Source organism: Adlercreutzia wanghongyangiae (assembly GCF_035989245.1).
Lineage (GTDB): Bacteria > Actinomycetota > Coriobacteriia > Coriobacteriales > Eggerthellaceae > Adlercreutzia > Adlercreutzia wanghongyangiae.
On the sequence record NZ_JAYMFF010000020.1, the window covers coordinates 15,627 to 41,565 of the forward strand.

General features: G+C 62.7%; 25 protein-coding genes and 1 tRNA gene. 5 read left to right on the forward strand and 21 right to left on the reverse strand.

Features of this window, described 5'->3' with window-relative positions; genetic code table 11:
* Positions 1–44 precede the first annotated feature (44 nt).
* Positions 45–1,613, forward strand: coding sequence for a helix-turn-helix transcriptional regulator (locus tag VIN30_RS09710; RefSeq protein WP_338211196.1), 1,569 nt, complete (start codon positions 45–47; stop codon positions 1,611–1,613).
* Here the strand turns inward: VIN30_RS09710 and VIN30_RS09715 are convergent, their stop codons facing one another.
* The 8 genes from VIN30_RS09715 to VIN30_RS09750 form a co-directional block, all read right to left on the reverse strand.
* Positions 1,614–2,516: a peptidoglycan-binding protein gene (locus VIN30_RS09715; protein WP_338211198.1), complete on the reverse strand. Its 903-nt coding sequence runs from the start codon at positions 2,514–2,516 to the stop codon at positions 1,614–1,616. It lies immediately after the preceding gene.
* 1 nt (position 2,517) lies between these two features.
* On the reverse strand, positions 2,518–3,573 hold the full coding sequence (locus tag VIN30_RS09720; protein WP_338211200.1) for a polyprenyl synthetase family protein: 1,056 nt from the start codon (positions 3,571–3,573) through the stop codon (positions 2,518–2,520).
* Between the two features lie 139 nt (positions 3,574–3,712).
* On the reverse strand, positions 3,713–4,438 hold the full coding sequence (locus tag VIN30_RS09725; RefSeq protein ID WP_338211202.1) for a molecular chaperone TorD family protein: 726 nt from the start codon (positions 4,436–4,438) through the stop codon (positions 3,713–3,715).
* A gap of 95 nt (positions 4,439–4,533) precedes the next feature.
* Positions 4,534–5,199 (reverse strand): 4Fe-4S dicluster domain-containing protein, encoded by a 666-nt coding sequence (locus VIN30_RS09730; RefSeq protein WP_338211204.1) that lies wholly within the window; start codon positions 5,197–5,199, stop codon positions 4,534–4,536.
* On the reverse strand, positions 5,199–7,703 hold the full coding sequence (locus VIN30_RS09735; protein ID WP_338211205.1) for a molybdopterin-dependent oxidoreductase: 2,505 nt from the start codon (positions 7,701–7,703) through the stop codon (positions 5,199–5,201). Before VIN30_RS09735 ends, VIN30_RS09730 begins: the two co-directional genes overlap by 1 nt.
* A 280-nt stretch (positions 7,704–7,983) precedes the next feature.
* The gene (locus VIN30_RS09740; RefSeq protein ID WP_338211207.1) at positions 7,984–9,258 is read right to left on the reverse strand and encodes an ATP-binding protein; all 1,275 of its coding nucleotides are present in this window, start codon (positions 9,256–9,258) and stop codon (positions 7,984–7,986) included.
* A gap of 155 nt (positions 9,259–9,413) precedes the next feature.
* The gene (locus VIN30_RS09745) at positions 9,414–10,124 is read right to left on the reverse strand and encodes a response regulator transcription factor (RefSeq protein ID WP_326425308.1); all 711 of its coding nucleotides are present in this window, start codon (positions 10,122–10,124) and stop codon (positions 9,414–9,416) included.
* 79 nt (positions 10,125–10,203) lie between these two features.
* Positions 10,204–11,904: an ATP-binding protein gene (locus VIN30_RS09750; protein WP_338211210.1), complete on the reverse strand. Its 1,701-nt coding sequence runs from the start codon at positions 11,902–11,904 to the stop codon at positions 10,204–10,206.
* A gap of 319 nt (positions 11,905–12,223) precedes the next feature.
* Here VIN30_RS09750 and VIN30_RS09755 point away from each other — a divergent pair, with 319 nt between their 5' ends.
* Both VIN30_RS09755 and VIN30_RS09760 read left to right on the forward strand, forming a co-directional pair.
* On the forward strand, positions 12,224–13,057 hold the full coding sequence (locus VIN30_RS09755) for a sortase domain-containing protein (RefSeq protein WP_338211212.1): 834 nt from the start codon (positions 12,224–12,226) through the stop codon (positions 13,055–13,057).
* A 34-nt stretch (positions 13,058–13,091) separates the two neighbouring features.
* Positions 13,092–13,174 (forward strand) — tRNA-Leu (locus VIN30_RS09760).
* 203 nt (positions 13,175–13,377) lie between these two features.
* On the opposite strand, the gene VIN30_RS09765 is transcribed toward VIN30_RS09760, so the two are convergent.
* The 7 genes from VIN30_RS09765 to VIN30_RS09795 all read right to left on the reverse strand — a co-directional run bounded on the left by VIN30_RS09765 (position 13,378) and on the right by VIN30_RS09795 (position 19,387).
* Positions 13,378–14,331, reverse strand: a complete 954-nt coding sequence (locus VIN30_RS09765; protein ID WP_338211214.1) for a Ppx/GppA phosphatase family protein — start codon at positions 14,329–14,331, stop codon at positions 13,378–13,380.
* 81 nt (positions 14,332–14,412) lie between these two features.
* On the reverse strand, positions 14,413–15,414 hold the full coding sequence (locus VIN30_RS09770) for an FtsB family cell division protein (protein WP_338211216.1): 1,002 nt from the start codon (positions 15,412–15,414) through the stop codon (positions 14,413–14,415).
* An 80-nt stretch (positions 15,415–15,494) separates the two neighbouring features.
* Positions 15,495–15,878, reverse strand: coding sequence for a metal-dependent transcriptional regulator (locus VIN30_RS09775; RefSeq protein WP_326425316.1), 384 nt, complete (start codon positions 15,876–15,878; stop codon positions 15,495–15,497).
* 112 nt (positions 15,879–15,990) lie between these two features.
* Entirely contained in the window at positions 15,991–16,272 is a 282-nt protein-coding gene (locus tag VIN30_RS09780) for a hypothetical protein (RefSeq protein ID WP_326425318.1), read from the reverse strand.
* 10 nt (positions 16,273–16,282) lie between these two features.
* On the reverse strand, positions 16,283–18,616 hold the full coding sequence (gene feoB, locus VIN30_RS09785; protein WP_338211218.1) for a ferrous iron transporter B: 2,334 nt from the start codon (positions 18,614–18,616) through the stop codon (positions 16,283–16,285).
* A 166-nt stretch (positions 18,617–18,782) separates the two neighbouring features.
* Positions 18,783–19,013: a FeoA family protein gene (locus tag VIN30_RS09790; protein ID WP_420915328.1), complete on the reverse strand. Its 231-nt coding sequence runs from the start codon at positions 19,011–19,013 to the stop codon at positions 18,783–18,785.
* A gap of 92 nt (positions 19,014–19,105) precedes the next feature.
* Positions 19,106–19,387: a FeoA family protein gene (locus VIN30_RS09795; protein WP_326425324.1), complete on the reverse strand. Its 282-nt coding sequence runs from the start codon at positions 19,385–19,387 to the stop codon at positions 19,106–19,108.
* Positions 19,388–19,689: 302 nt separating this feature from the next.
* On the opposite strand from VIN30_RS09795, the gene thrC reads away from it, so the two are divergent.
* Both thrC and VIN30_RS09805 read left to right on the forward strand, forming a co-directional pair.
* The gene (thrC, locus tag VIN30_RS09800; protein ID WP_338211223.1) at positions 19,690–21,264 is read left to right on the forward strand and encodes a threonine synthase; all 1,575 of its coding nucleotides are present in this window, start codon (positions 19,690–19,692) and stop codon (positions 21,262–21,264) included.
* Positions 21,265–21,289: 25 nt separating this feature from the next.
* Entirely contained in the window at positions 21,290–21,634 is a 345-nt protein-coding gene (locus tag VIN30_RS09805; RefSeq protein WP_326425327.1) for a winged helix-turn-helix domain-containing protein, read from the forward strand.
* On the opposite strand, the gene VIN30_RS09810 is transcribed toward VIN30_RS09805, so the two are convergent.
* From VIN30_RS09810 to VIN30_RS09835, 6 genes are read right to left on the reverse strand one after another with little or no spacing between them, the layout of a single operon-like run.
* Positions 21,631–21,963 (reverse strand): hypothetical protein, encoded by a 333-nt coding sequence (locus VIN30_RS09810; protein ID WP_338211225.1) that lies wholly within the window; start codon positions 21,961–21,963, stop codon positions 21,631–21,633. The genes VIN30_RS09805 and VIN30_RS09810 overlap by 4 nt on opposite strands.
* On the reverse strand, positions 21,954–22,343 hold the full coding sequence (locus VIN30_RS09815) for a DUF192 domain-containing protein (protein ID WP_338211227.1): 390 nt from the start codon (positions 22,341–22,343) through the stop codon (positions 21,954–21,956). The genes VIN30_RS09810 and VIN30_RS09815 overlap by 10 nt, the downstream gene beginning before the upstream one ends.
* Positions 22,340–22,855 carry a hypothetical protein gene (locus VIN30_RS09820; protein ID WP_338211229.1) on the reverse strand — a complete coding sequence of 172 codons (516 nt, stop codon included), beginning with the start codon at positions 22,853–22,855 and terminating at the stop codon, positions 22,340–22,342. Before VIN30_RS09820 ends, VIN30_RS09815 begins: the two co-directional genes overlap by 4 nt.
* Positions 22,856–22,872: 17 nt before the next feature.
* Positions 22,873–23,328, reverse strand: coding sequence for a hypothetical protein (locus tag VIN30_RS09825; RefSeq protein ID WP_338211232.1), 456 nt, complete (start codon positions 23,326–23,328; stop codon positions 22,873–22,875).
* Complete coding sequence (locus tag VIN30_RS09830; RefSeq protein ID WP_338211234.1) at positions 23,319–25,430, reverse strand: molybdenum cofactor biosynthesis enzyme; 2,112 nt, start codon at positions 25,428–25,430, stop codon at positions 23,319–23,321. Before VIN30_RS09830 ends, VIN30_RS09825 begins: the two co-directional genes overlap by 10 nt.
* On the reverse strand, positions 25,417–25,929 hold the full coding sequence (locus VIN30_RS09835) for a TadE/TadG family type IV pilus assembly protein (protein ID WP_338211236.1): 513 nt from the start codon (positions 25,927–25,929) through the stop codon (positions 25,417–25,419). Before VIN30_RS09835 ends, VIN30_RS09830 begins: the two co-directional genes overlap by 14 nt.
* Between the last annotated feature and the right edge of the window lie 10 nt (positions 25,930–25,939).

The following is a 25,939-nucleotide window of genomic DNA, read 5'->3' on the forward strand; positions in this document are numbered from 1 at the left end:
GTGCAGGCCTATCATGGAGCGAGGGAATCGCACGAGGGAGGGACATGACACATTCATCGGCACCGAGCGCGGCCCCGGGCGCTCTTTCGCGCTTGGAAGGCGCGCTGAAGCTGCGCTATCTGGGCATCGGATTCATCTGGGCGTGGATCTACGGATCCTACGAGACCTTCGCCGTGTATCCTGAGCGCGTGGGCATCGGCATCAACGCCGACGAGTCGTGGGTCATCTCGGCCACCGTCGTGGTCATCACCATGTTTGCCACAGGACTGCTGCTGGGAAGACGGCCCGCCGCACCCCGTCGGCGGCTTGCCCTGGCCGCCTCCATTGCGGCGGCCGCAGGCACGGTGCTGTCGGCCCTGCCCGCCTCGGGTGACACCCCCGCTCTCGCACTTTTCGCAAGCGGCCTGCTGACCGGATTCGGCACGGGCGCGCTCTATGTGCTCTGGGGTCAGGCACTCGCTCGCCTGGATGCCGAGAGCGCGGAAGTGGCCATACCGTCAGCATCCCTCGTCATGTTCGCCGGAGCGCTCGTGCTCCCTTACCTGCCAGGATTCGCCGGCGTGGCTGCCACCGCCACGCTTCCGCTGCTGTCAGGGCTGCTGCTATGGCTGACCTACCGAGACCCCGTCGTTGCATGGGAAGGCGACGAGCCGGAGGACGGCGACGCGCCCCACGCCTCGGTCGAGAACGCCCGGACTCGCAGCAGTGAAGTCGGCCGCACGCTGTTGCCCGCGCCCATCGCGCGCATCTCGGCCCTCGTTCTTCTCTCCTACTTCACCGTGGGATGCTGCGGCGCCCTGCAGCAGGGCGCCGACAAGCCCTTCATCGTACTCGGTCTCGATGCGCCCACGATCATCGGCTCCCTCGGCGGCATCGTCCTCATGGCCTGCTTCGTGCTCTTCGCGAGTCGCCCTCGATTCGACTCCCTGTTCCGCCTGATTGCCCCGCTCATAGTCGGTTCGGCAGCCCTCTTGCCCTGGGCCGACCTGTGGGCCGTGTTCCTCTCGGAAACCCTCGTGAGCCTGGCCGATACCATACTGACCATTGCCACGGTGCTGTTCGTAACCGATGCCGCGCGGCGCGGGCTGGTGAACGCGGCTGCAGGAGTCGGCATTACCCAGGGCTCCCTGCAGCTGGGCGTGCTTTTGGGAAACCTCGCGGGAAGCGCGGCGAGCCCGCTGGCCTCGGCATCGACCACGGGGCTCTTCTCCATCGCCCTCGGTCTGACCGCGTTCTTCGCCCTGACGTGGCTTCTGTACCCCGCGGAACGCGATCGACGCGCAAGCGGCAGCTGTCGCGGAATCTCGTCCGACCTGGCCGGCGAGCACTCCGACGGCGCCGTACACGTCATTGCCGGCAACCTCGCCACCGGAACCGGCGCGGAGGGCAGCCGGGAGACCACGTTGGAAGCCGCCTGCAATGTCCTAGCCGAAGCCCACGGCCTGTCGGGACGTGAGCGAGAGATCCTCGGCTACCTGGCCCGCGGACGCAGCCAACCCTATATTCGCGAAGAGCTGGTGCTTTCCAAGAACACCGTGGCCACGCACGTGAAGCACATCTACCAGAAGCTGGGCGTGCACTCCCGCCAAGAGCTGCTGGATCTGTTCGAGTGATTATGCCTGAAGCGCCGAGCAGAGGGCGTCCAGCAGGGTGATGGCATAGTGCTGGGCAGAACGCTCCGGGCCCGCCTCGTACCACACGGTACCGGGCAGCAGCACCGACACGCGCGGCCAAGAGGCGCCGCGGGCCACGTCCACCGCCGACGTGAGACGCAAAGCCAGCGTGTCCTCGTCCTCGTAGGACACCAGCGGCACGCCCACCTCGGCGTCTTCGGCGGAAAGCAGCACGTGCACCAGCATCATGGAAGCATCGGGGGGCACCGACAGGCTGTCGGCGCTGATGATCTTGGAAGCCGGGTTGGTGGCCACAGCCACGTTCGACATACGCGAGGCCACCGAACGGGAGAACTCGTCGGTACCGAACAGGCACACGGCGTTGCGCTCCAGCACGTCGGCGGCACGGGCGAAGCCCAGATGGTGCACCTTGCCGTGAGCCGCCTCCTTCCCCACCCAGGAATGGGCCAGGTTGCGCAGGGCGGCATAGGTGTAGGCACCGGCAATGCCATCGGAGGGCAGGCCCATGTTCAGCTGGAATCGGCGCAGGGCATCTTCGGTGTGCGCACCGAAGATGGCATCGTCGTCGCCGTAGAAGAACCCCAGGGCCCCCAGGGCGTGCTGGAGTTCCAGCACGTCGTGGCCGTGGAAGTAGGGCATGCGCAGGTACAGCGTGCGGTCGCCCAGGTTGAACGACGCGTCCACGAGCGCCGACCATACCTTCTCGGTCACCTCGTCGGCCTCAGGAAGCGAAGCGCTGGCGCAGAAGGCCGCCAGGGCTGTAGCCGTCGCGTCGTCAAAGGTGCCGCTGACGGCGTCCTCGGGCAAGTGTCCGATGCGGGCGAGGCGCTGCTGCACGTCCTCGACGGCGGCGCCGGAATCGTTGCGCTTGATAGGCTCCATATTACTTCAACCTGTTCACGAACCAGTCGGCCATGGACACGAGCAGATCGCGGTACGGAGAAGGCTCGACAGCCTCCACCAAGCGCGCTTTCGCGTTCTGGCTGAGCTCTTCTGCGTAGGAGCGGGCGTAGTCGATCGACCCCGCCTCCTCCATGATGGCCACGGCCTCGGCCAGCACCTCCGGATCGCGCTCCTTCGCGGAGAGGATCTCGATGAGCCGCGCGCGGGCCTGAGGGGAGGCGTTCTGGAGGGCGTGCACCACCACCAACGTGCGCTTGCCCTCGGTGATATCGCTGCGGAAGTCCTTCTTCTTGGCCTCGTCGGTACCCACCAGGTTCAGAAGATCGTCCTGGATCTGGAAGGCCAGGCCGGTATCCAGCCCGTAGCTGCGTAGGGCCTCCACCTTCTCGTCGGACGCGCCGGCCACGATGGCGCCCACGGCCAGCGGCACCGCGCCGGAGTAGTGGGCCGTCTTGTGGATGGCCATGGTGAGGTAGTCCTCAGGCGTGATGTCGTAGCGGCCGTCGCGGGCCCAACCCAAATCGAGCGCCTGGCCCTCCACCGTGCGGCAGGTCATGGCGATGAGCTCGCTGATGACGCGCACCTTCGTGGCATCGTCCAGCAGCGGGTCGTTCACCACCGGGCCGTTCACCATGGAGAGCGCCAAATCGCCCATGTTGATGGCCAGTCCCAGTCCCTCGGTGAGGTGCAGGCAGGGCTCGCCGCGGCGCAGCTCGGCCTCGTCGGCGATGTCGTCGTGGATGAGCGCCGCGGAATGGAAGTGCTCGATGGCCGCCGCCGAGGTGGTGGCGCAATCGGGGTTGCCGCCCACCGCCAGGCACGCCGCGTAGCAGATGAGCGGACGGTGACGCTTGCCCGCGTTCTCGCTGTAGCGGTACAGGGGCGCGTACAGGTAACGGTCCATGTCGTCATGGGTGCCGTGGGGAATGTAGCTGTTGATCAGCTCTCCAACCGGATCGGCATAGCTTTTCAAATAGGACTCAAAGGTGGTGGGCGTCTCGTCGACGCCAGCGAGGATGTCTGAGATATTCTTCATAGCGCTTTCTTGCCGTCGGTCGGTCGTTTCAGCATCGAATCATAATAGCACGCCGCACCCCACCGCGTGCGCCCGATCAGCCCACCGACACGAATGTAAGATTGATGGCGCTAGGCGAGGCAAATGGTATAACGGGAATCTAGAAAGAACCCGTCTCCTCCAACTCCCCTTGCAGCAGAGAAACAATCTTGGAACCCGCATCGGCGAAGCACTCGTAGCATTCCGCCCACGGAAGAAATACTTCGCTCCGAGCGCATTCAGCCGTTCTGATCATGAAGTCGGGGAACCAGCGTCGAGCGTGACTGAACCAAAATGCACGTGCGCGTTCAATCCATTGGCCTGCCGATGCAACGTCCTCGGCACATAACGCAGTGGCGGCACTGCCCATGAGGAAAGATAGAAACGAAAACTCGCGCCAAATGCTGTCCGACGGCTCCTTGTTCCGATCGCACGGGAGAACGCCAGCCTCCGCCATTTGACGCTCGACGTCAAGCGTTATTTGCGATCTAAACAGCGACGGAACTCCCTCTCTTTGGTCTGCTACAAAGCGAAAGGGGCTTTCATAGGGAAATACAGGCACTTTTGATCCTGGAGCAAGATAAAGGAGGGAGTATCCCTTTCGTGCCGAATCCAACAAGGAGTTCGGTGAGCTGGAAGAGAGAGCTTGGATGTTTTCGATAGCAGAATCGAGCTGAGAGGGTTCCGCGCCGGCATCTTCAACACTGTGAATACAATCTTCGAGGTAGGACCCATCCAGCAACGATGATATCAGCCGCTCTGTGGGGTATTTGAACGTCTCCGACAACAGCTCGCAGCAATCAGCTAGCCCTATGTAACGACGTATTGCGGCCTCGCGATTCACCATTTTAGGTCCTTTCATCCATGAGAATAGCGTTGCGACCGATGACGAGTCTCGGTCGCAACGCTTCTTCGCGTTGTCACAACTGCTAAGCAGTTGCGCTATTTCAGATAGAAGACACTCGGACTCGTGCCCGCCTCCTCGCGAAGAAAGAACGATTCCCGCCCAGCAATGGCCTTGGAGACCTCAGACTCCGGATCGTCCAAATCACCCCAATAACGAGCGCGCCCCGGGCATAAAACCATGCAAGCAGGCTTTTCACCTCGATCGATCAGATTCTTGCAGAAGGTGCACTTCTCAACCGAACCAACTTCATGCGCCGGAGCATCATGCTCGCCCAATACCACATCGAGATAGTAGTCCACGTCATCGCTTATAGGAGTACGCACCCCCTCATAGGGGCAAGCCTGGATGCAAGACTCGCATCCGATACACAGCTCATCATCAATTGAAACAATTCCCGTATCGGGATCTTTCGCCGAAGCGCCCGTGGGACATACCTCCACACATGCAGGGTTAGCACAATGCTGGCATTGAACAGGAAGATAGCTCAACACACAGTCCGGAAAAGCTCCTCCAGCGTTGTCGTTTGCCCGCGCACCTCGCACAACCGCCGTGCCGAAATTTGAATAGTCACCATTGTTCTTTGTGTAAACGACGTTGTAGGCAATATCTTTCGGCAAATTATTTGCAGTCTTGCAGGCAGCAGCACAAGTCTGGCACCCGAAGCAACGCTTAAGATCAATCGCCATACCGTAATTCGTCATCATGCCTCCTCATTGATCTTCTCAATCGCAACAGCTACGTCGTAGAAAACCATGTTTTCACATGCTTGGTTAAACTCATGCGAAGTGATATCATTCCATCCGCCGTCGATATGCTCTTCGATTTGATATGCACGCGGACCTGTAACAATACCTTTTGGCAGTCCAGGGTTAATAACAACAGGAAGAACCAGAGCCCCACGGTCGTTGTAAAGCCTGACCATATCCCCCTCTGCAACATCGAGCTCTTTCGCATCATCGACGCTAACCCTTACAAAGGGACCGGGCTCATATTCCTTCAAGCTCTCAACATCCCACCATTCCGAATGAGTTCGCGTGCGCATGTTCTCCGTGATAACAACAAAGGGGTATTTTTCACGAATGGCACTGTTGATATCGGCTTCCTTGGCAGGCTCCCAATACGGCACCTTCTCTTTAGTCTCGTCGACTTCCTGCCCGATATCATAGCCCAGCGCAACAGCTTCCTGATAGAAAGAAGCTCGCCCCGTCGACGTAGCGAAAACCGCGCCTTCCATTGCGATGTGCTCCGACTGGCCGAAAACTCGAACCGCTCCATTCTCGCTCAGTGCTTCGACGGTAACGCCCCGTTCTCTGCATGTATCGTTGTCAAGCAGCATGGACATGTATTCTTCTTCCGTCATGTCCAAAAACTTCCCTAGATTAAGCTGTTCGAGGATCATTTTGTAAATTTCGAAGTCAGATTTCGACTCGTACATTCGCTCAAGCACAGGCTTTTGAAGGATGGCGTACGGATGCGTAATATATGTTCCAAACAACTCCGTGCATTCGAACCAGTGGCAAACCGGCAGCAAAATATCGGCGTATTTTGCCGTTTCCGTCATCGTGATATCTGCCACTACTACAAACTCGAGCTTCTTAATCCAGTCGATTGTATACGCCCGATTGGTATTCACGGACACCGGGTTTGTAAAGCAAATGTAACATCCCTTGAGCGGAACTTCCGTCCCCGTGATAACCCCCGAGTCCAAAATGGAGCCTATATTGTTGAGATTGACAATCGTCCCCGATCCGTAAAGAACCGTGCCATCATCGTCGACGGGGAACGCCCCTTGAGTGGCATTGACGATATTGCCAAGCTCCATAGACGACATAGCGCCAACCGCCGCACCCGGCTTTCCGATTTGTCCGGTCATAAGCGCGGGCAATGTCATGCACCAGTAATTGTAGGCACCATTATTGTAGTGGTCGGGCCCCACAGCCCAAAGGGTGTTGACAGGTCCTTCCTCAGCATAGATACGGGCCAGCTCCTTGATTGTATCCACCGGCACGCCAGTCAATTCCTCCGTTCGCTCCAAAGTGTAGGAAGCCGTCAATTCCTTAAGCTGGTCGAATTGCGTTTTGACGGGAATCCCTTTTACGCTTTCCACACCTTCGATCGCGGGATCAACAGCATCTTCGAGCGCGACCGCAGAGCTGGTACTTTCATCCCAAACCACGAAGGGATCGACAATGACCGGCTCTCCGGTATCGGGGTCAACGCCATTCTGCTCAGGATCAACGCCCAAATCGCTCAGACGAAGCTGAGATCCGTCCTCCTTGATTAGAAATGCCGCTTCACTATGGTGCTTGAGGAAGTTGTCATCGTACGACTGCTCCGCAATAATGCGGCCCGTTATCCCCAAAGCCAAAGCGCCGTCCGTGGCTGGGTTGACATAGATGTACTGATCGGCCTTTGCGGCGTTGAAATTGAAAACGGGATCTATGACAATGTATTTGGTGCCTGCTTCCTTTGCTTCCAAAATAAAGTGTCCGACCTGTGGCATAGACATAAACGGATTTGAGCCCCAGCAAATAATCGTCTTCGAATTCTTCCAGTCAGTGGGCTCGTTTTGATACGCAAAACTCGAACCACTGCCAAGCGCTCGACCCATTCCATAGCCCATGGCCATATCAACGGCTTGCATCACCGTAGAGCACCCCGTAGCGGCGATAAAACGCGACAGGGCACTACCCCACATTCCGCCGCCAATCGATCCAGCGCAGCCTCCCCCATAAAATACCGCCATCGATTCTGCGCCGTACTCTTCGGCAAAGCCTCTCCAAGTAGTGGCAATGGTTTCTATGGCCTCATCCCAGCTAATTCGTTCAAATTTCCCTTCGCCTCTCTCGCCAATACGCTTCATGGGATACTGGAGACGCTTTGAGCTATAGACACGCTCGGGATGCGACAGGCCTTTTGAGCAAATCCGATTGTAGCTTGCATCGGGAAACTCCCTCATAGATGTTCGCACTAGCTTGCCGTCACGAACATGAAGGTTCAGAAAGCAGCCACCGAAACAATCGCCGCGGCACACGCCCGAGAAAATCTCATCGGGTGATTCCTGGAGCGAAGCCGCGTCGCCAGTCTCGGCAAGATTATCGGCTACCGGGGCACAGCCGGCAAGCGCGCCGGTGGCCGTCAGTGCGGCAGCCCCCTTGATGAAGCTTCTGCGCGTGAAGCGTGCCTCTGTTTTCGCTTGGGTCATGGATTTCTCCTCTCTCTCCCTCACGGGCTCGGCCGCGCGGCGGCGGGGAGGGGTGCGACGCCACGCTATCCGAGCGTGAAAAGTCTCTCCTCTTCGGACTTTTCGATGATCCCATTGTGCCCAAGCCCCAAATTAATAGCGATACGCCGCGTCTAAGCTTTGCGTTAAGTTGATCTTAACCAGAGATTAAGCGGTCAATCGACAGAGGTGATGAAGAGGGTGAACAGCAAAACTTGCATCGATTTCGGGCGTTTTTGCTGCAAAACTTGCAGCAAGGGCCCTAATGACACAGGCAACCTAGGGGCACGACATGAACTCCATCGGGACGCGTGTAGGCATAGCTCGTCCCCGTCAGAACCATCAAAAACGACGGGGACCCGCTCTTCTTGCTGTCGACTTTCTCTTCCAACGCCTTCAAATGAGTGGACCCCTCTTCGATGCGCGCTTCGCCGCCGAGTTTCACCTCGATAGCCGCCCAACGGCCATCGCGCAGCCGGATGATCGCATCGGCCTCCAAGCCGCCCTTGTCGCGGTAATGGTACACATCCCCTCCCAAAAGCCGAGCATACACGCGCAAGTCGCGTACGCAGAGCGACTCGAAGAGGAAGCCCATGGTAGCCAGATCGCTCAACAACCCGTCGGGGCTCGTCTCAAGAGCCGCCGCCGCAATGGAGGGATCACATAGATGACGCACCGCGGTAGAGCGCAAAGGCGTCCGGGATCGCAAGGTGGGCGCCCAGGCCTTCACCTCTTCCAGCACGAACAAACGGCGCAGTGCGTTGAGGTACGTGCGCAACGTCGGATCGCTCATACCCACGCCCGCGTTGCGCACATCCTCCAACAGCGTGGCATTGTTGGCCTCCTGGGCCGAGTTTCGCGCCAGCGACCTGATGAGCGCCTGGGCCCGAACAGGATCAAGTTCCGCGTCCGCTGCTTCAGCCATATCCGATTCGCAGAGAGCGTCGACGTAGTCTCGCGCCAACTCACCCGACGACCGCCCCGTCACCACGGCGGGCCATCCTCCGCGGCAGATGAGCCGCGCGTAGTCCTCCACGGATAGCGAGCTTGCGCCCTCCGCCTTCGCCCCCGTAAAAAGAGCGGCGAGCGATACTTCTTTGCTGCTCTCGTTCGACTCCTCCAGGGTCATGGTCTCCATGGTGATCCGCGCGATTCTTCCCGTGCCCGTATGCCGCAGCTGCGCCGTGTCCACTGGCGTCGCCGAGCCAGTAAGCAGAAACTGGGAAGCCGCCCCCTTGGCTTTGTCCGCCTCGCTGATCACGGCGTCCCACAGAGCCGGCGCCAGCTGCCATTCGTCGATGAGGCGGGGGCGGTCTCCCCGCAGGAGCAACGAGGGCTGCACGGCCAGGGCGTCCATGGCGCGCACATAGACGTCCGGATCGCGAAGCAGCAGCGCGCTTTTTGCCAGCTGCTCGCAGGAGGACGTCTTCCCCGTCCACTTCGGCCCGCGAACGAGAACGGCCGAAACGCCGGCCAACTTCTCCTGCAACAGACAGTCGGCCAATCGAGGGAGGTAGGTATAGCCATCGCCGTTCATTGTCGTCCTTTCTATTCACCACCATTATACAGGGTGTTTTAGGATTTGGCGATGTTTCATTTTAGGATTTGGCGCTATTCTATTTTAGGATTTGGCGATGTTTCATTTTAGGATTTGGCGCTCGACACGATCCGCGCGACCACCACGGAAAGCGCCTATCCCAAGGTGTCGGCCATTTTGTAGCCGACGCGCTGCACCGTCAGCAGGTACTTGGGCTCGCTGGGGTTCTCCTCTATCTTCTCGCGAATTTTGCGCACGAACACGGTGATGGAGTTCGAATGCGCGTCCACCTCGCCCTCGCCCCAGATGTACTCCTGAATCTGGCTGCGGGTGAACACCTTGCCTGGGTGCGTCGCCAGAAAGGCCACGATCTCGAACTCCTTCGTGGTCAGGTTCGCCGGTCGCCCGCCCACGAGCACCTGGTACTCGTCGAAGCGCACCTCCAAGTCGCCAATGGTCACCGACCCGTCGCGGGCCGTGCAACGGGCAAACTCGATGGTATCCTTGTGGCGGCGGATATGGGCTTCGACGCGCAGGATAAGCTCGGTGGCGTCGAAGGGCTTGGTCACATAATCATCGCCCCCGGCCCGAAAGCCGATGGACTTGTCCACGATGTCGTTTTTCGCCGACAGGAAGATGATGGGGATGCGCCGGCCCTCGGCGCGGATGCGCGTGCATAAATCGAACCCGTTCATACCCGGCAGCATGACGTCCAAAAGCAATAGATCCGGCTTCTCTGCGGCGAGCATCTCCAGCCCCGACTCGGCGTCGGTAGCCCCGCAGTACTCGTAGCCGTTCTTCGTGAGCAGTTTCTCGATGGCCATATGCAGGCTCTTCTCGTCATCGATGAGCATCACCTTGTACACAGCCGCCTCCTCGTCTCTCGTGTTCCGCGGCCCCGAGGCGCCGTCGCGCCGGCCGCGCCGCCCCGGCGCCCCCCCACGCCTACTCGTCCTCGCTCAACTCTACCACGGCCGTAGCGGGAATACGCACGGTAAACGTGCTTCCCTCCCCCGGCACGCTTTCCACCGTCACCGCATAGCCCTGGGCCACGGCGTACTCACGCACGAGCGCAAGCCCCAGCCCGCTGCCACTGTAGATGCGCGTCGCGGAGCTGTCCACTTGGAAGAACCGCTCGAAGATGCGCTCCTGGTTCTCCGGCGCGATACCGATGCCGGTATCGAGCACTTGCACCAGCACGTCCCCCGTGCTCGCCTCGCGTAACGCGGCGATGGTCACCGTCCCGCCTGCCGGCGTGAACTTCACGGCGTTGGTACCCAGATTCTCCAGAATGCGCAGCATCTTCTCGTAGTCGCCGTTCACGAGCGGCACGTCGGGCGCCACAGCCGTCTTCAAACCGACCCGCGCGCCCACCGCCAGAGGCCCAATAGTTCCCTGGGCCGAAGCGACGATGTCGCCCAAATCCATCAGCTCGATGTTCACCGCCATGCCCCCCGCGTCCGAGCGCGCGATGTCCAGCATGTTGTTGATCATGCCGAGCAGCACCGAGCTGGATTTGCGCACCTCTTCCCAGCTGCCCCGTTCCTCTGTGTTGCCCCCGCTTGATTCCAGCGCGATCTGCGATAGCGTGATAATGGAGGTGAGCGGCGTGCGTAACTCGTGATTAACCATGGAGAGCAAGTCGCTTTTCACCTGCGATTCCTTCGCCAGCTTCTCGCTTAAGGCCTCCAGACTGTCGCGCTGGGCCGCCAACGCCTCGTTGGCGCGTCGCAAGTCGCGCGTGCGCTCGGCTACCTGGTCCTCCAGGCCCTCATAGGTAACGCGCAACTCGGCAGCCATGGTATTGAAGCGATCGATGAGGCTGGATATCTCGCGGGCCGTGCCGGCATCGTCCATCGATTGGCGCAGCCGCCCTTCGCCCACCTCTCCGAAGGCGCGCTTCATGGCCTCCAGGGGCCGCAGCACAAAGACGGTCATAAGGGCGAAAACCACCACGCCGATGAACGTGGCCAGAAGCAGAAAGAACGCCACATCGCGAATAACGTTGTCGCGCAACGCTTGCTGTTGTTGCTCCAACGGAATGACAACGCTGATAGCGCCTCCGACGGAGCCGGTCGTCCAACCCTCTTTGGGAAAACCCGTAACATCTATCTCGCCGACGGGGCCTCCGTGGCATTCCAGGCAGCTTTCCGTAACCTGAAGCGCTCGCGCATACCGAAACTGCGTTGCACCGTCATCGGCCGAGGTCTCGGCCCGCAATCCAACCCCAGCATCGCTCTCCACAATGCGATAGTACTCACGCACGTCATCCGCCTCGTTGAAAAGAGTAAGGGCCTCCGCCTCGAAAGCATCGGGTTTGTCCTGAGCCCGGCGCGGCGAGAAATTCGTGTAGCGAATAAGGTAGTTGTTGCCCGCCGAGAAGATAGCGCCCACGCTCTTCCCCACAATGGCGCAATGCAGCCCCTTAAATTCGTAGACACCACTCGTGGTATTGTTGATCGTGTACTGGGAATTGTCCATGAACTGCCAGACAGCGTCCATCTCGCGGGCAAAAGTGCGCGCTTCCTCTACCAGCGAGTCTTCCATATTCTTCGTCTGAATGTGAATATCGAACAATGTGAAGGATGCTGTGGCGATCACGAACACGACCGTCAACACGAGTACCGAAATGGCCCTCAGGCTCATGTCGCGCATCCTCATGACCCCCCACTCCCCGCACAGTCATTATTTGCCGTCAATGATAGCGCGGCCTTTCCCGAGAAGCTGATAATATTTGCCTAACCTTTTGATTAACAGGAAGTTAAAAAGGCAGAGCAACAGCCATGTCAGCCCGCTCACCGCGAGTCGCACCGCGCTGCGACGGCGCTTCGGGATCACCCGATTTTCCCGCAATGGGGTCTGGATTTTTTGACAATAAGTCGATAAAGTATAGAAGATTGAGAGACAACGGACTTTGCCGCGGCGCCATGGCAACGCGGCAGGTCGCAAGCGGAGAAAGGGCACTGTGACAGTGAGCGCCCGCAGCATGGTGAAACGCGGCATCCAGCATGCCGTTCAAGCAGGTTTATGCGCCCTCGTGGGCGTTTTCGCGCTGGGGATGGCGCCTCTTTCCGCATGGGCCGACGAGACGACCACAGACGCCAGGCCATCCAGCGCCGGACCCGTCACGCAGGGCGTGTGCGAGGCCCTCGGCTTCCTGCAGGGCCGCATCGATTCCCGCGGCCAGGAAGTGCTGGACGAGCAGGCGCTGGAACACGCCCGCCGCAGCGACAGCGTAGCTGAGCAGCTGCGCCTGCAGGCCATGAACAGCAAGGGGCAGCAGTACGGCGCCGCCGCCGAGGCCGAAGCCGAGCGGGCGCGCCAGGCCCAGCTGGAAGCGGAAGCTGCCGCGGCCGAGGCCGCCTCCCAGATCGGGCAGAGCTCCACGGTGAACGAGACCACGCCCGCCGCGCCCACGCCGCGTACCAACACCATCTACTTCCACGGCGAGTACATCCCCTTTGTGCAGGGCAACCCCGCCGACATGACGGCGCCCAAGTCGCGCGTGGCCAGCACCTGGATTGGCGAAGGCGACGTGAACGACGGCCAGAACACGTACTTCATCGGCCATAATCCCGGCGTTTTCAGCAGCGTCATGAACTTGCAGCTGGGCGATGAGATCGTCGTATGGGATGCCACAGGCGCCTCGCGCAGCTACTTCGTGTTCGACGCGCTGGTGCTGCCGAACGCCTCGAACTACTTCGCCTACGAGAGCCGTCTGTCGCCGACGGGCGAATCCATCACCCTGCAGACTTGCGTGGCAGACAACCAGAATGTCCGCTGCGTTATGGCCCGCTGAACCCAACTTCTGCTATGATGCTCCTGCTGCCTGTGGGGGCGTGGCGGAATTGGCATACGCAGCGGACTTAAAATCCGCCTCTTCGGATTGTGGGTTCGAGTCCCACCGCCCCTACCAGTTTACCTTTGCGTTTCGCAGAAGTCCCAGCTCACGCAGCACGTCAGTTCGCAAGGTGGGACTCGAACCGTGAGGTGAAAACGCGGACGAGCGTTTTCGCCCGAGGAGCGCAGCGACGCAGGGCTATGAGCGTTCGCCGAAGGCGGGCGCGGGAGTCCCACCGCCCCTACCAGTTTACCTTTGCGCTTCGCAGAAGTCCCAGCTCACGCATCACGGCCGGCAGCTTCCAAAATCATGCCATGCAGAATATCGGATTCGCTGACCGTGTAGCCGTCCACGCCCGCTAAGGCCAGCACCTCTTCCAGAATGACGAGCCCCGCCACGATAACGCCGGCGCGCTTCGGGTCGAGCCCCACGGTGCCGCGGCGCTGCTCCAGCGTCTCGGTGGCCAGACGCACCTCGATGGCCCTCAGCTCGTCAGCGCTCACGTGGGCCTTGTGCACCCGCGCGGAGTCGTACACCTCCATGGCCTCGCGCACGGCCACCACACTGGTGGCAGTGCCGGCCACGGCCACCAGCCGATCGACGGCAAAACCGCGCTCGCGCAAATCACAGAAGAAGGGAGCCATCTCGGCATGAATCCACTGGCGGGCTTCGCTCAGCTCAAGAGCCGTGGGCGGGTCGGCATGGCAGAAGCGCTCGGTCACGCGGCGGCAGCCCACGTTGAAGGAATGCGAGGCCACCGGCGGCAAGCCGGCGCGCCCGGCCACAATCTCGGTAGAACCGCCGCCGATATCCACCACCAGCAGGTTCTCGTCGGGAAAATCGGCTGCGGCCCCCATGAAGCTGAGCGCCGCCTCGCGCCAGCCGGGTATCACCGTCAGCGTCACTCCGCGGTCGGCCAAACGACGCGCGAACTCATCGGCATTGGCAGCATCGCGAGCCGCAGACGTGGCCATGGCGATCAGCCTCCGCACGGGATGGGCGGCCGTGTCGCAGCGTTCCAGGGTCGCCCGGCAGCGGTCCACTGTGGAAAGCACGCGCTCCATGGCCTCTTCCGACAGGCGCCCCGAGGCATCCACCCCCACACCCAAGTCGGTAATCGCGTATTCCTTGGCCACCTCGCACACGCGGCCGCCTTCCACATCGGCCACCAGCAATCGGCAGGTCACCGTGCCAATATCCAATGCCGCGTACCGTCCGTCGACCAGCGTCATAGCCGCTCCTTTCGCCCTTATGCCGGGAATCTGCGCGTCCGACGGCTTCCGCGGGAAGCCTCGACGCGGCACGATGCATGCTTAGGAAACGCCGAAGAAGGGGTCCAGCACCCCGGAATACCAGGTGTCGGGAAGCTCGATATCCTCGGACAGGATGTTACCGCGGAACGACGATTCCTTCTTCGCCGTAAGGCCGCTCACGCTGACGGCGTGCTCGCCCTCGCGTACCCATCCGAACTGCGTGCGCGCCACATCTTCAATGCCGGCTTCGGTTTGCAGGGCGCTCACCTCGGCGCCGATGGCGTTGTTGCGTTCCACCACGGCCTCGTACTCGGCAGTCAGGCGATCGCGCTCGCGGATGTCCACATACAGCTGCTGGGCCGGCCCGTACAGGAACGCCACGCCGAAAGCCACGCACAGCATCGTGGCGGCGAACCCCATGAAGACTCCGCGGGCCAGAAGCGGCGTTTTCTCGCCGGAACCGCGCACCTTCTTGCCGCCCTGGACCACACCCGCTGCGGCTTGCTGCTGCATGCGCGACGAGCGCTTGTGGGTTGAGCCCATCTCGCCTTTGTACACCGCAGCGCGCGGACCGCCCGCGGGGGCATCGGCGCCCTTGCCGGCCTCGTATTGGCGGAAGTAGGCGCGGTCGGCACGCTCCTTGGTGCGCTCGCGGCGCTTCTCAGCGCTGCGGGAGCGCATGCGCGACCACGGCGAGCCGCCGCGGCGCTCCAAGGCGCGCTCCAGCTCCTCGTCGTTGGCGGCCGCATCCTCTTCGTCGGCGAAACGCGAGATGCGGGGAGCGGCGTGGCGCGCGAACACGGCCTCGTCGTCCCAGCGCGACGCGGAGCCGCCGTCGTACCAGCTGGGCTTGCGTGCCGGCGCCGCCGGGCGACGCGATGCGGCAGAAGCGGGCGGCTGCGGGCGGCGCACCGAGAACATGGGCAGCTCGTCGGCAATGGCCGACTGGTCGCCCCCGATGAGCACGCGCCCCGCGCCCGACCCCGAACGGCGAGGCGCACGCGTACCCGTCGCGGCGCGGCGCGCTGCGTCGAAGGATACGATATTCGCCTGTCGTGGCACGGGGTGGAACTTCCTTTCGCTGCCGGGGTTCGTTTCTGGTTCAGGTAGTCAGCTGGGGACGGGGGCAAAGGCGGGATGCCTCATCGCAAGTGTAGGCTCTTGACGAACGCCTCCCATTTCTCGAAGGAATCATCGCTGATGGCGTGCTCCATTTGGCAGGCTTCCTCCTCCGCCACCTCGGGGGCGATGCCCACCGCCTTGGTGAGAAAGTCGAACAGCATGCGATGGCGGCCGAGCACCGAGCTGCCGTAGGCGTAGCCCTCGGCCGTCAGGGTGATGTCGCCGTAATGGGGCTGCACCACCAGCTGCTGCTCCTTCAAAGCCGAGATGGCCTTGTTCACCGACGCCTTGGAAACACCCAGCTTATTGGCAACGTCCACGGAACGCACGGGTGCCTCCGTCGTGCCTCCCAGCATGACGATGGCCTCGAGGTAGTCCTCGTGGGACATGGATGTTTTCACCACAGCGATCTCCTTATAAACAGTTCCGATCATGGTATCACGGACCCTGATAAATGACGAGGCTCGGAACCGAAAGTTCCGAGCCTCGTTCACATTGTCTTCGCCAAACGGTTGCCTAACGGTTGGAGGCCTCCTTCGCCTGCGCCGCGTGCGCAGCCGTCTCGGCCATGCGCTGAACAGCTTGGCAGCACGGGGGCATCTCACCAGAAGCCGCCTGACCTGCGGTTCCCGTGGCGCTACCGCAATGAGGGCAACCGGCGCAACCGCCCTCGTCCCCGCAGTGGTCCCCGCAGTCGCACAGGCCGCGACGCGTCATACGGCGAACGGCGAGCACCGCCAAAGCTGCGATGACCAGCAGGATGACGACAGTAGGAGCATTCAGGGCAATATCTTGCATGACGCGCCTCCTAGGCGTTCTTGGCCGCCGGCTCCAGCGCGGCCGGGGCCTTCGGCTTGGCAGCGGGGCGGAACAGTAGGAAGAGCGCACCCGCGGCCACCACGATGGCCAGAGCCGTGAAGGGACCAAAGGTCACCTCGCCGGTGATGAGGCCGCCGAACTGGTAGATCATCAGGCCCACGCACCAGGCAAAGGCGGTCATGTAGCCGATGGCAGCCCAGGTCCACTTCGCGGACATCATCTGACGGCGGATGGTGCCGATGGCGGCGAAGCAGGGGGCGCACAGCAGGTTGAAGGCGCAGAAGGCCATAATCGCGGCGTTGCTGCCGCCGAGCATGGCGGCGAAGGACGCCCACAGGCCGGGGTCGGTCTCGCCCACTTCGCCGAGGCTCGTGATGACGCCCACGGTGGCCACGACGTTCTCCTTGGCCACGAGGCCGGTAATGGAGGTGACGGTAGACTCCCAATTGCCGAAGCCGAGCGGCACGAAGATCCAAGCGAGCAAGTTGCCCAGACCGGCCATGAGGCTGTACTGGATGTAGTCGTCCATCTCGGGATCGAGCAGGCCGAAGGCGCCCTCGTAGAAGCCGAAGTTCAGCAGGAACCAGATGGCCATGGAGGACAGGAAGATGATGGTACCGGCCTTCACCACGTAGCTGCGCACACGCTCCCACATGGACAAGAGCACGTTCTTCACCGTGGGCAGGTGGTACTGGGGCAGCTCCATGATGAAGGGGGCCACCTCGCCGGCGAAGGCGCGGAACTTCTTCAGGATGATGCAGGACAGGATGATGGCGAACAGGCCCAGGAAGTAGAACACCGGCGCGACCCACCAGGTGGCCTCGTAGTCGCCACCGGCCAGAGCGCCGAACACGAGCGCGATGATGGGCAGCTTGGCGCCGCAGGGAATCATCGTGGTGGTCATGATGGTCATACGGCGATCGTTCTCGTTCTCAATGGTCTTGGTGGCCATGACCGCGGGCACGCCGCAGCCGGAGGCGATGAGCATCGGGATGAAGGACTTGCCAGACAGCCCGAAGCGGCGGAACACGCGGTCCATGATGAAGGCAACGCGGGCCATGTATCCGCAACCTTCCAGGAAGCCGAGCAAGATGAACAACACGATCAGCTGCGGGATGAAGCCGATGACGGCGCCCACGCCGGCGATAATGCCGTCCAGGACGAGCGACTGCACCCAGGGCGCGGCGCCGACGGATTCCAGCCAGCCGCCCACCACCACGGGCACGCCGGGCACGTAGACGCCGTAGTCGGCCGGATCGGGCTCCTCCAGCTCGCCAGCCTCGAAGGCGGCCACGCCCTCCTCGGTTTCCAGCGTGCCCTCGAACTCCTCCACGGCAGCGTCGTAGGCTTCGGTGTTGGTGTACAGCCAGCCGTCGCCGAACAGGCCGTCGTTGGCCCAATCGGTCACGAGCGTGCCAACGGTGGACACCGAGATGTAGTACACGAGAAACATGACGACGATGAAGATCGGAATGCCGAGGATGCGGTTGGTGACCACACGGTCGATCTTCTGGGTGGTAGTCTCGGCCTTCGGCGACTTCTTCACGCAGGCATCGCACACGGCGGTGATGCTGTCGTAGCGCTCGTTGGTGACGATGGACTCGGCATCGTCGTCCTCGGTGCTCTCCACGGCGTCGCGGATGGCGGCGATTTGGGAGAGCTCAGCCGCCGACAGGTTCAGCTTATCCACCGTAAGCTGCTCGCCCTCGAAGAGCTTGATGGCGTACCAGCGAGCATGGCGGCCGGCGATACGGTCGCCGGCGATGTCGATGATGCGGGCGAGGCCCTCCTCCACGTCGTGGGAGAAGCGCAGGGTGGTCGCGGGGGCGGCGGCCTTTTCAGCGACCTTCTTGGCGGCCTCAATGACCTCGTCGGTGCCCCGACCCTTGAGGGCCGACGTCTCCACGATGGGGCAGCCCAAGCGCTGGGAGAGGCCGGCCACATCGATGGTGTCGCCGTTCTTCTCCACGAGGTCCATCATGTTCAGGGCGAGAACTACCGGGATGCCCAGGTCGATGATCTGGGTGGTGAGGTACAGATTGCGCTCGAGGTTGGTGGCGTCCACCAGGTTCACCACCACATCGGGCTTACCGCTCATGAGGTAGTCGCGCGTGACGATCTCCTCGGGGGTGTAGGGCGAAAGGGAATACACGCCGGGCAGGTCGGTGACGACGACTTCCTTATCGGCGCGCCAACGCCCCTCCTTCTTCTCAACAGTCACGCCGGGCCAGTTTCCCACATACTGGTTCGCGCCGGTCAGATCGTTGAACATGGTGGTCTTGCCGCAATTGGGGTTTCCGGCAAGGGCTATGTTGATTGCCATGATCAGCCTTTCCTTCTTCGTAACAAATCGCACGATGCAGCCCCTCCCCGGGATGCCGCACGCTTGTTCGCGGACGATAAAGTTAGTTTAAGTTAACTAGAGAGTTGAAAAAATGCGCTTACGCGCTGCGGGAGAGACACCGTCGATATGTGCCGCTCCGATGTCTCTAGGAAACCAACACGTGCTGCGCCTCATCCTTGCGCAGCGACAGTTCGAAACCGCGTACCGTTACCTCAATGGGATCGCCCAGCGGCGCCACCTTGCGCACGAAAACGTCGGTGCCCTTGGTGATGCCCATATCCATGATACGGCGCTTCACCGCACCTTCACCCGTCAGACGACGCACCGTGGCGCTCTCGCCCACGGGAACATCGCGCAGGGTTTTCTCCTCGGCCATGCTCATTCCTTTCCTTGTTCCTCTGAAACGGCGATGGAAATTGCCATGAGTTAACGCCCGGCATCCCAACGCCGGGCAACTTGTAGCTCCCTTTACGCGACGATTACCTTCGAGGCAATGGAGCGGTCGAGGGCCACGCTGGCGCCCTTGATCTGCACGATGAAGTTACCCGCCTGCTCGGAAACAACGGTCAGTGACGCACCCTCGACGAATCCCAGATTCTCGAGATGGTGGTGCACCTCGCCCTTTCCGCGCACCCGCATAACTTGAGCCGCATCTCCGCTGCGCAGAAACGTGAGCGGCATCGGCTGGCACGCTACTGCGCCCGCACTCGGCTGGCCCAGAACGCCTTCCACAACCATCGCTTGACTCATAGTGACTCCCATCAATGTTAGCTGCATGCAACAATGTATTGTAGAGCAAAGTTAGCTTGTGTAAACCCCATAAAGTTAGCTTTTTCATACTTTTTCACGAACAGCATGGCCGCCGCGCCATTTCGCCCCGCCGTACTTCCTCGAGCAAAGTCATTGGCGCCCCACAGTCACCGGAGCGCGTACGGGTTTGCCGCCACGGCCTCTTTCCTCCCCCTTGCCCATCGCTCGCCTCAACGATTGCGGTTTCGCGACGACCTCCGTGGTATTCTGGGCAAAGATCGTATTTCCAGAGAAGGAGACCCATGTCGCAGCGCACCGATCGGGCCGCAGCGTTCGGCCAGAACCTCTACCTTGACACGCGCGGAGCCATCGACGCTCCCGTTCCCTTTACCGAGGCCGTGGTGGACGGCCTGGCCGCAGGCGGCGGCCTGTACGTTCCCCAAGAGCTGCCCTCGATGACCATCGAGGAGATCGTCGCCTTAGCCGAGCTGCCCTACGCCCAGCGCGCGGCCGCCATCTACAAGGCCTTCAACGTCGATCTTCCCGACGGGGTCATCGATGAGCTGATGGCCCGTGCCTACGGTGACAACTTCGACGACGAGGCCGTCTGCCCCATTACGTCGCTGGACGAGAGCACCCATATTCTGGAGCTGTGGCACGGGCCCACGAGCGCTTTCAAGGACATGGCCCTGCAGTGCCTGCCCCACTTCTTCTCCGCAAGCGCCCAGCAGCTGCGCGATCAGGGCAAGCTCGGCCATGAGTTCATGATCCTCGTGGCCACCTCGGGCGACACCGGCAAGGCGGCCCTGGAGGGCTTCAAGGGAGTGGACGGCGTTTCCATCGGCGTGCTGTTCCCCGACGGCGGCGTAAGCGACATCCAGCGCAAGCAGATGGTCACCACCACCGGCGACAACGTGCAGGTATGGGCCGTGCGCGGCAACTTCGACGACTGCCAAACCGGCGTGAAGCGCACCTTCTCCGATGCGGATTTCGCGAACGCGCTGCTCGACGAGCACGCCATCGCGCTGTCGAGCGCCAACTCCATCAACTGGGGTCGCCTGCTACCGCAGGTGGTGTACTACATCTCCAGCTATGCAGAGCTGGTCGCCGCAGGCAAGATCGCCGCAGGCGCCGAGATCGACGTCTGCGTGCCCACAGGCAACTTCGGCAACATCCTGGCTGCCTGGTACGCCAAGCAAATCGGCGTGCCCATCGGCATGCTGTTGTGCGCCAGCAACGACAACCGCGTGTTGACCGACTTCATCAACTCCGGCACCTACGACATCTCCGACCGCCCCTTTGTTCTCACGGCCTCTCCGTCCATGGACATCCTCGTGTCCTCGAACCTGGAGCGCCAGCTTTTCGAACTGACGGGCCGCGACGGCGACGCCATTCGCCAGTGGATGACCGACCTGGCCGAAAAGCGCTGCTTCCGCGTGGACGCTGCCACCTTCGCGAAGGTGCGCGAGAACTTCAGCGCCGATTCCATCGACAACGCCACTTGCCTGGCTACCATCAAGGCCGTGCTCGACGAGTACGATTACCTGATCGACCCCCATACCGCCGTCGCCTACGCCGCCGCCCAGAACCTACGGGGCGAAAACCCCGTCCTCATTGCCTCCACGGCTCATTGGGCGAAATTCGGCGACAACGTGTACCGGGCCCTGCACGCCCTGGCACCGGCCGCGGCGTTGCCCGATGAAACCGCCCAGCTCACCGGCTGCCAGCTGAATGAGCGCATCGCCGAGGAAACCGACAAGCACGACATCCCGGCGGGGCTTGCCAACCTCGATGCCATGGAGGTACGATTTACCGACACCATCGACGGCAACGTAGAGGCCATCGAAGCCGCGGCCCGGGCCTTTCTCGCCCGCTAAACCGCCTCGAAGAATCGGAGATCGCATGGGTCAGCTTGAAACACTTGCAGCAGGAGTGCGCCTCACCATCACCAATCCAGCATCCGAAAGCACCTCGGCTTTCGGCCCGGGCGTCGCCAAGCTGTGCCTCGGCGTGCGCGACCATGGCTCTCTGAACGCGTCGGCGAAGACGATGCGCATGGCCTACAGCAAGGCATGGCGCATCATCAAGGACACGGAAAGTTCCCTGGGCGTGCAGCTGCTCCTGCGCGACGGGGCCCACGGCTCCACCCTCACTGAGGAAGGCAACCTCATCCTCGATGCCTACCTGGCCATCCAAGACCAGCTCTCCGCCGAGGGGCAGCGTCTTTTCAGCGAATACGTCAGCTAAACCGCGCTCTCGCCCGGCAACCCATCTCCCGAGCCAGTCTCCCGCGAGGCTGGCTCGATTGTTATATGCAGCACCGTACCCGCCGGCAGCGCAGACGGCGCCTCCAAACGCACATCCCACCCTCCGAGGGACACAGCGCGCGCGGAGCGAGCCGCATCGCCCTGCACGCCCGCCCCTTCTCGACCGTCAAAGCGTGCATCCGATACGCAATCGGCCGTCGCGGCAGCCTCTCGCTCGGGATCGCTGCCGAACCGGTACATACACTCGTAGCACACGTCCATGTCGGCAAACACCAGGGCCTTACACGTAGGGCAGCATTTCAGCTCCATGGAATCCTCCTCTTTCCTCGTCGCGGCCCCCTTTCCCGGGTACCGCGTTTTCCGCCACGCCGAGACGGCAGCTCGATGCTGTCGCCCTTTTCAAACCATGCCCCCGGCTGCGCGAAGCGCTCGATAACGGCGGCGGCCCGACGATGGCGCAGCCGCACGCCCGGCAGCACCAGCCGATACACCGCCACCACGCGGCCCTCTTCGGATACGAAGGCGATATCGAGCGGATGCCGCATGGTGAGGGTGTGCACGTCGCGACAATGCGGAAACACCATGACGGTGCGATCGGGCGCCCGCTGCGCCAAGCCGCGCAGCCTCATAAGAGCGCTCGCCGCCACAAGCCACGTGCCGCCGAACGGCGCGCCGCCCCCGTCGATCACGCAATAGGCGCCTGCACGACGACGCACGTCCGCTCGCCGACACCCGTACCGCTGAGCAAGAGCCACGATAGCCGCCCTCCTTCCTTTACCGCCGTAAACGCTCCCGCCACTCCGCTCTCCACCACCGTCCAGCCGCCCGCCTCCAGCTGGCACCGGCCCCATGCCAACGCCTCATCCACCGATCCAGCGAAGGAAAACCCCATCACCGTCCAGTTTTCGTTGGCTCGCACGTCCTCGAAACCTTCCAGGGAAAACACCTCGTCCGAGAACCAGGGCGGAGCCTCCGCGAGCACCGTTCCCTCGCCGGGGACAGGCAGCGGGACGGCCGCTTCTTGGCCCTCGGAGCTCCGGCACACCTGTTCCCAAGCCGATTCCGCAACCGATACGCCCGAAAACGAGGCAGCGGCATATTCCCGCCCTGCCAAGGCGGACTCCACCGGCCGCCACGCCGCCAAAACAGCCAGGGCGATCCCGATCAGGGCCAGAGCACGGAGCGAACGCCTCCTTGCCACCTCCATGGATACTCCTCTCAGAACAATATGCCCGGTTTGTAGGCATCCACCACCAGCTCCACCTCATGCACCAACGGGGGAAGGGACACGCCGAGCACCTGGCTGCGCAAGCCGAGCCCGAACAGCGTGGGGGCGTACTCCAGGCGCGCCGTGTAGCGCATAAGGCCCAAATCGCCCCCTTCCACCCGCACGTCCACCGTCGCCGACGTCCCGGCCATGGCATCGGCAAGCGCCGCCTCCACGGCCTCCGCTACTGCCGCAGCATCCTCGCCAGCATTCGGCGCGGCGCCCAGCGCGCAGATGGTCTGGCGCGCCACCCGGTCGAACGAGGCGCACGTACCGAAAAACGTCAGGGCGTTCACGGCGATAACGGCCACGATGATGATCACCGGCACCGCTACCGCCAGCTCAACGGTGGCCTGCCCCGCCTCGCCCCGTCGCCGATCGCGCCACCCGAACGCTCCTACTCCCACGGCCTCTCACCCCCAAACCAGCCGGATGCCGACCGCACCGCATCGCAAGCCCGTTCCACCAAGCCCCGCGCGGCCTCCTCGATAGGCGGCGGAAGCGTCAGCGTTAGGGGCACCGACAAGCCGCCGGGCAGCTCGATCACGGCGATCTGCACCTCCATTCCCGCCAATTGGTCGAAAGCCTCCCGCTCGATGCGATTGGCCAAGGCGGCAAACGGCTCGGTCGTCGTTAAAGTTGCGGCAAGGGCGTCCTCCCGCAGCGTGAGATAGCGCACCGACCACGAGCCTCCGTCGGCCGCAGCCACGTCGGCCGAACCCGCCAAGACGGGCTTCAGCGGAGCGGTCTCGGCCGGCTGCAGCCCCGCCGCACCCAGCGTCGACCTGAGAGCATCGGCGGCCCAGGGCCCCAAACCGGCGGCTCCTGCCAGGGGAAGCGTGCCCAGGGCCTCCTCAACGGCACCGACCAGCGCCTCCTGGCCCGTGGCGTAGGCCTGCAGCAGCCCCGACCAGCAATCGAGCACCATGCGCGCCGCCCCCACGGCCGCCGAGCCGTCGGCATTCAGGCCGTCCAGCACATCGCCGATAACCGATGCCCCCTCCGTCTCGTCGGCCACCAACGTCGCCGCCCCGATGGCAGCTCGCGTACCCAGTGCGCGCGAGCTCTGCACGAACGCGCTCTCGAAGGGATCGTCCGCAGGAGCCCCCGTGGCAACCACCAAGGCGATGCAGCCGTCGCTGCCCGGCGGCCGCGCCTGAATGCGGAAGCTCCCCACCTCCTCCAAAGCAGCGGCCATTTTGTCGAGCAGCCCCTGGGCCTTCCCCTTGACCAGCCGGTTCAAGGGCTCGGCCTCCTGCACGGCACGGCGGTAGTCCTGGGCTGCCTGGGCCACAGCGGCGTAGTGGTACTCGAACCCGTTTTCGATGGACGTCGACGCCGCAGCCACATTGCCCAAGGAAGACGGGGTGAAGTGGCACGAGGGACACTCCGCGAAACCGCCCGCCTCCAACGTTTGAACCGAGGCGTAGGAGTCCGTCAGGCCCAGCCCCGGACACCCCTCCCACGCGTGCATCACCGGCACATCGCCCTCCGCGTCCACCGGATAGGCGGGATCGGTGTACAGGGACGTTCCCCGCATCTGGTCGATATTGCGCGGCAGCACGGGAAACGTCACCGCCTCCGACGCATCGGGCGGAACGGCGCAGGCTTCGCGCAATTCGCGCACGGCATAGCGGTAGAAGTTGCGCCGCAAAGCCGAGCGCGCCTTCTCCTCAACCGAGTCGCTCTCGGGCCGCTCGCGCAGCAGGCGCTGGGCATAGTAGGCGCGCGCCCGATTCAGGGCAACGGAGAACGTCCAGGTGTCCGCCGAGGCGTACAACGGGTTGTCGGCGCCGGCCAGGGAGGTCAAATGGGCCGCCCGCTCGTACATGCAATACGAGGGCTGATCGCCGCAATCTCGGCGAAAACCGCGCTCCTTGGCCTCGTCCGCTGCCTGGGCGGCCTCTTCAGCCTTGGCAGCGGCTTCCGCCAGCTCGTCCTGCTCGCTTTCCACCGCCTCGGCCAACTCGGTCTCGGCGGAGCTCGCCCCCACCGCAATAGGCTCTCCCTGCCCGGGCAGCAGCACCGCCATGGCCGCCATGGCCCCCGCCCGATCCTCGCCATTGGCCTGGGCAACCGCAGCCGCATTCGCCGCCGCCAGAAACGGCAGGGCCTGCTGAAGGCGATCGAGTGTTGCCGCTGCGCTCTCGGCGAAGTCGTCCCGCGCCTGCAGCACCTTCTGACCTGCCGAGATCAATTGCGCCCCCAGCTCGGACGTCGGCGGTACGCACAGGCCCACCACCCCCAAGCCGTAGGAGGCAATACCGAGCAACGTCATCGAAAGCACCGCGCCATCGGTTGCGCGCACTGCCACCATGAACTCCCCCACTTGGCTTTCGGCGGCCAAGGCAGCGGCATCGGCTACGTCCTGCACATCGGCAGCCAAGGCGTTGATGCGGTACACCTGAGCTGCCGAGAACAGCAACGACAGCGACACCAGCAGCGCCACGGCCATGCCGGCGGTGGTGAAGCCGTCCTCGTCGCGCATCATGCGCTCAATCCCCCTCACACCATTCACCCACTTTCTCACCCGGACGCACGCCGCCCAGCGACTCCTGGGCCCACATCGCCCGCGTCGGCGCGGAAACCTGCACCTCCACCTCGATATTGCCGCGTTCATTCACCAAGCCTAGCAGCGTCGCCCCCACATCCAACAGAGGCAATGGCCGCACCTCGGTGCGCACCGTCACCTGGGACCGATCGGCCGCCGCCCCTCCCTCACATCGAACCTCCCACGTGCAGCCGGTGCTGTGCACGTGGAAGTTGTCCTGCTGGGGCACCGCGCCCAATCGCCGTTCGACGAAGGCAACGCAGGCCTCCTCGCCGCCATCGCCTGTGGCCAGAAGCCGACAGCCCTCGGCCGCAGCTGCCTGCATCACCATGCGGTCGTACAGGATGATGCCCGGCTGCACCAGCAGCAGCACTAGCAGGAACAGCACCGGCAACGCAAATGCCGCCTCCACCGTCGTTTGCCCGGCGTCGCCCCGGATGCGGCGCACCCACCCCATGAAACACACC

Excerpts from the sequence above, each read along its gene's own strand:
- VIN30_RS09710 (WP_338211196.1), top strand. The coding sequence starts at position 45 with ATGACACATTCATCGGCACCGAGCGCGGCCCCGGGCGCTCTTTCGCGC.
- VIN30_RS09715 (WP_338211198.1), bottom strand. The coding sequence starts at position 2,516 with ATGGAGCCTATCAAGCGCAACGATTCCGGCGCCGCCGTCGAGGACGTG.
- VIN30_RS09720 (WP_338211200.1), bottom strand. The coding sequence starts at position 3,573 with ATGAAGAATATCTCAGACATCCTCGCTGGCGTCGACGAGACGCCCACC.
- VIN30_RS09725 (WP_338211202.1), bottom strand. The coding sequence starts at position 4,438 with ATGGTGAATCGCGAGGCCGCAATACGTCGTTACATAGGGCTAGCTGAT.
- VIN30_RS09730 (WP_338211204.1), bottom strand. The coding sequence starts at position 5,199 with ATGACGAATTACGGTATGGCGATTGATCTTAAGCGTTGCTTCGGGTGC.
- VIN30_RS09735 (WP_338211205.1), bottom strand. The coding sequence starts at position 7,703 with ATGACCCAAGCGAAAACAGAGGCACGCTTCACGCGCAGAAGCTTCATC.
- VIN30_RS09740 (WP_338211207.1), bottom strand. The coding sequence starts at position 9,258 with ATGAACGGCGATGGCTATACCTACCTCCCTCGATTGGCCGACTGTCTG.
- VIN30_RS09750 (WP_338211210.1), bottom strand. The coding sequence starts at position 11,904 with ATGAGCCTGAGGGCCATTTCGGTACTCGTGTTGACGGTCGTGTTCGTG.
- VIN30_RS09765 (WP_338211214.1), bottom strand. The coding sequence starts at position 14,331 with ATGACGCTGGTCGACGGACGGTACGCGGCATTGGATATTGGCACGGTG.
- VIN30_RS09780 (WP_326425318.1), bottom strand. The coding sequence starts at position 16,272 with ATGCAAGATATTGCCCTGAATGCTCCTACTGTCGTCATCCTGCTGGTC.
- feoB (WP_338211218.1), bottom strand. The coding sequence starts at position 18,616 with ATGGCAATCAACATAGCCCTTGCCGGAAACCCCAATTGCGGCAAGACC.
- VIN30_RS09790 (WP_420915328.1), bottom strand. The coding sequence starts at position 19,013 with ATGGCCGAGGAGAAAACCCTGCGCGATGTTCCCGTGGGCGAGAGCGCC.
- VIN30_RS09795 (WP_326425324.1), bottom strand. The coding sequence starts at position 19,387 with ATGAGTCAAGCGATGGTTGTGGAAGGCGTTCTGGGCCAGCCGAGTGCG.
- thrC (WP_338211223.1), top strand. The coding sequence starts at position 19,690 with ATGTCGCAGCGCACCGATCGGGCCGCAGCGTTCGGCCAGAACCTCTAC.
- VIN30_RS09805 (WP_326425327.1), top strand. The coding sequence starts at position 21,290 with ATGGGTCAGCTTGAAACACTTGCAGCAGGAGTGCGCCTCACCATCACC.
- VIN30_RS09810 (WP_338211225.1), bottom strand. The coding sequence starts at position 21,963 with ATGGAGCTGAAATGCTGCCCTACGTGTAAGGCCCTGGTGTTTGCCGAC.
- VIN30_RS09835 (WP_338211236.1), bottom strand. The coding sequence starts at position 25,929 with ATGGGGTGGGTGCGCCGCATCCGGGGCGACGCCGGGCAAACGACGGTG.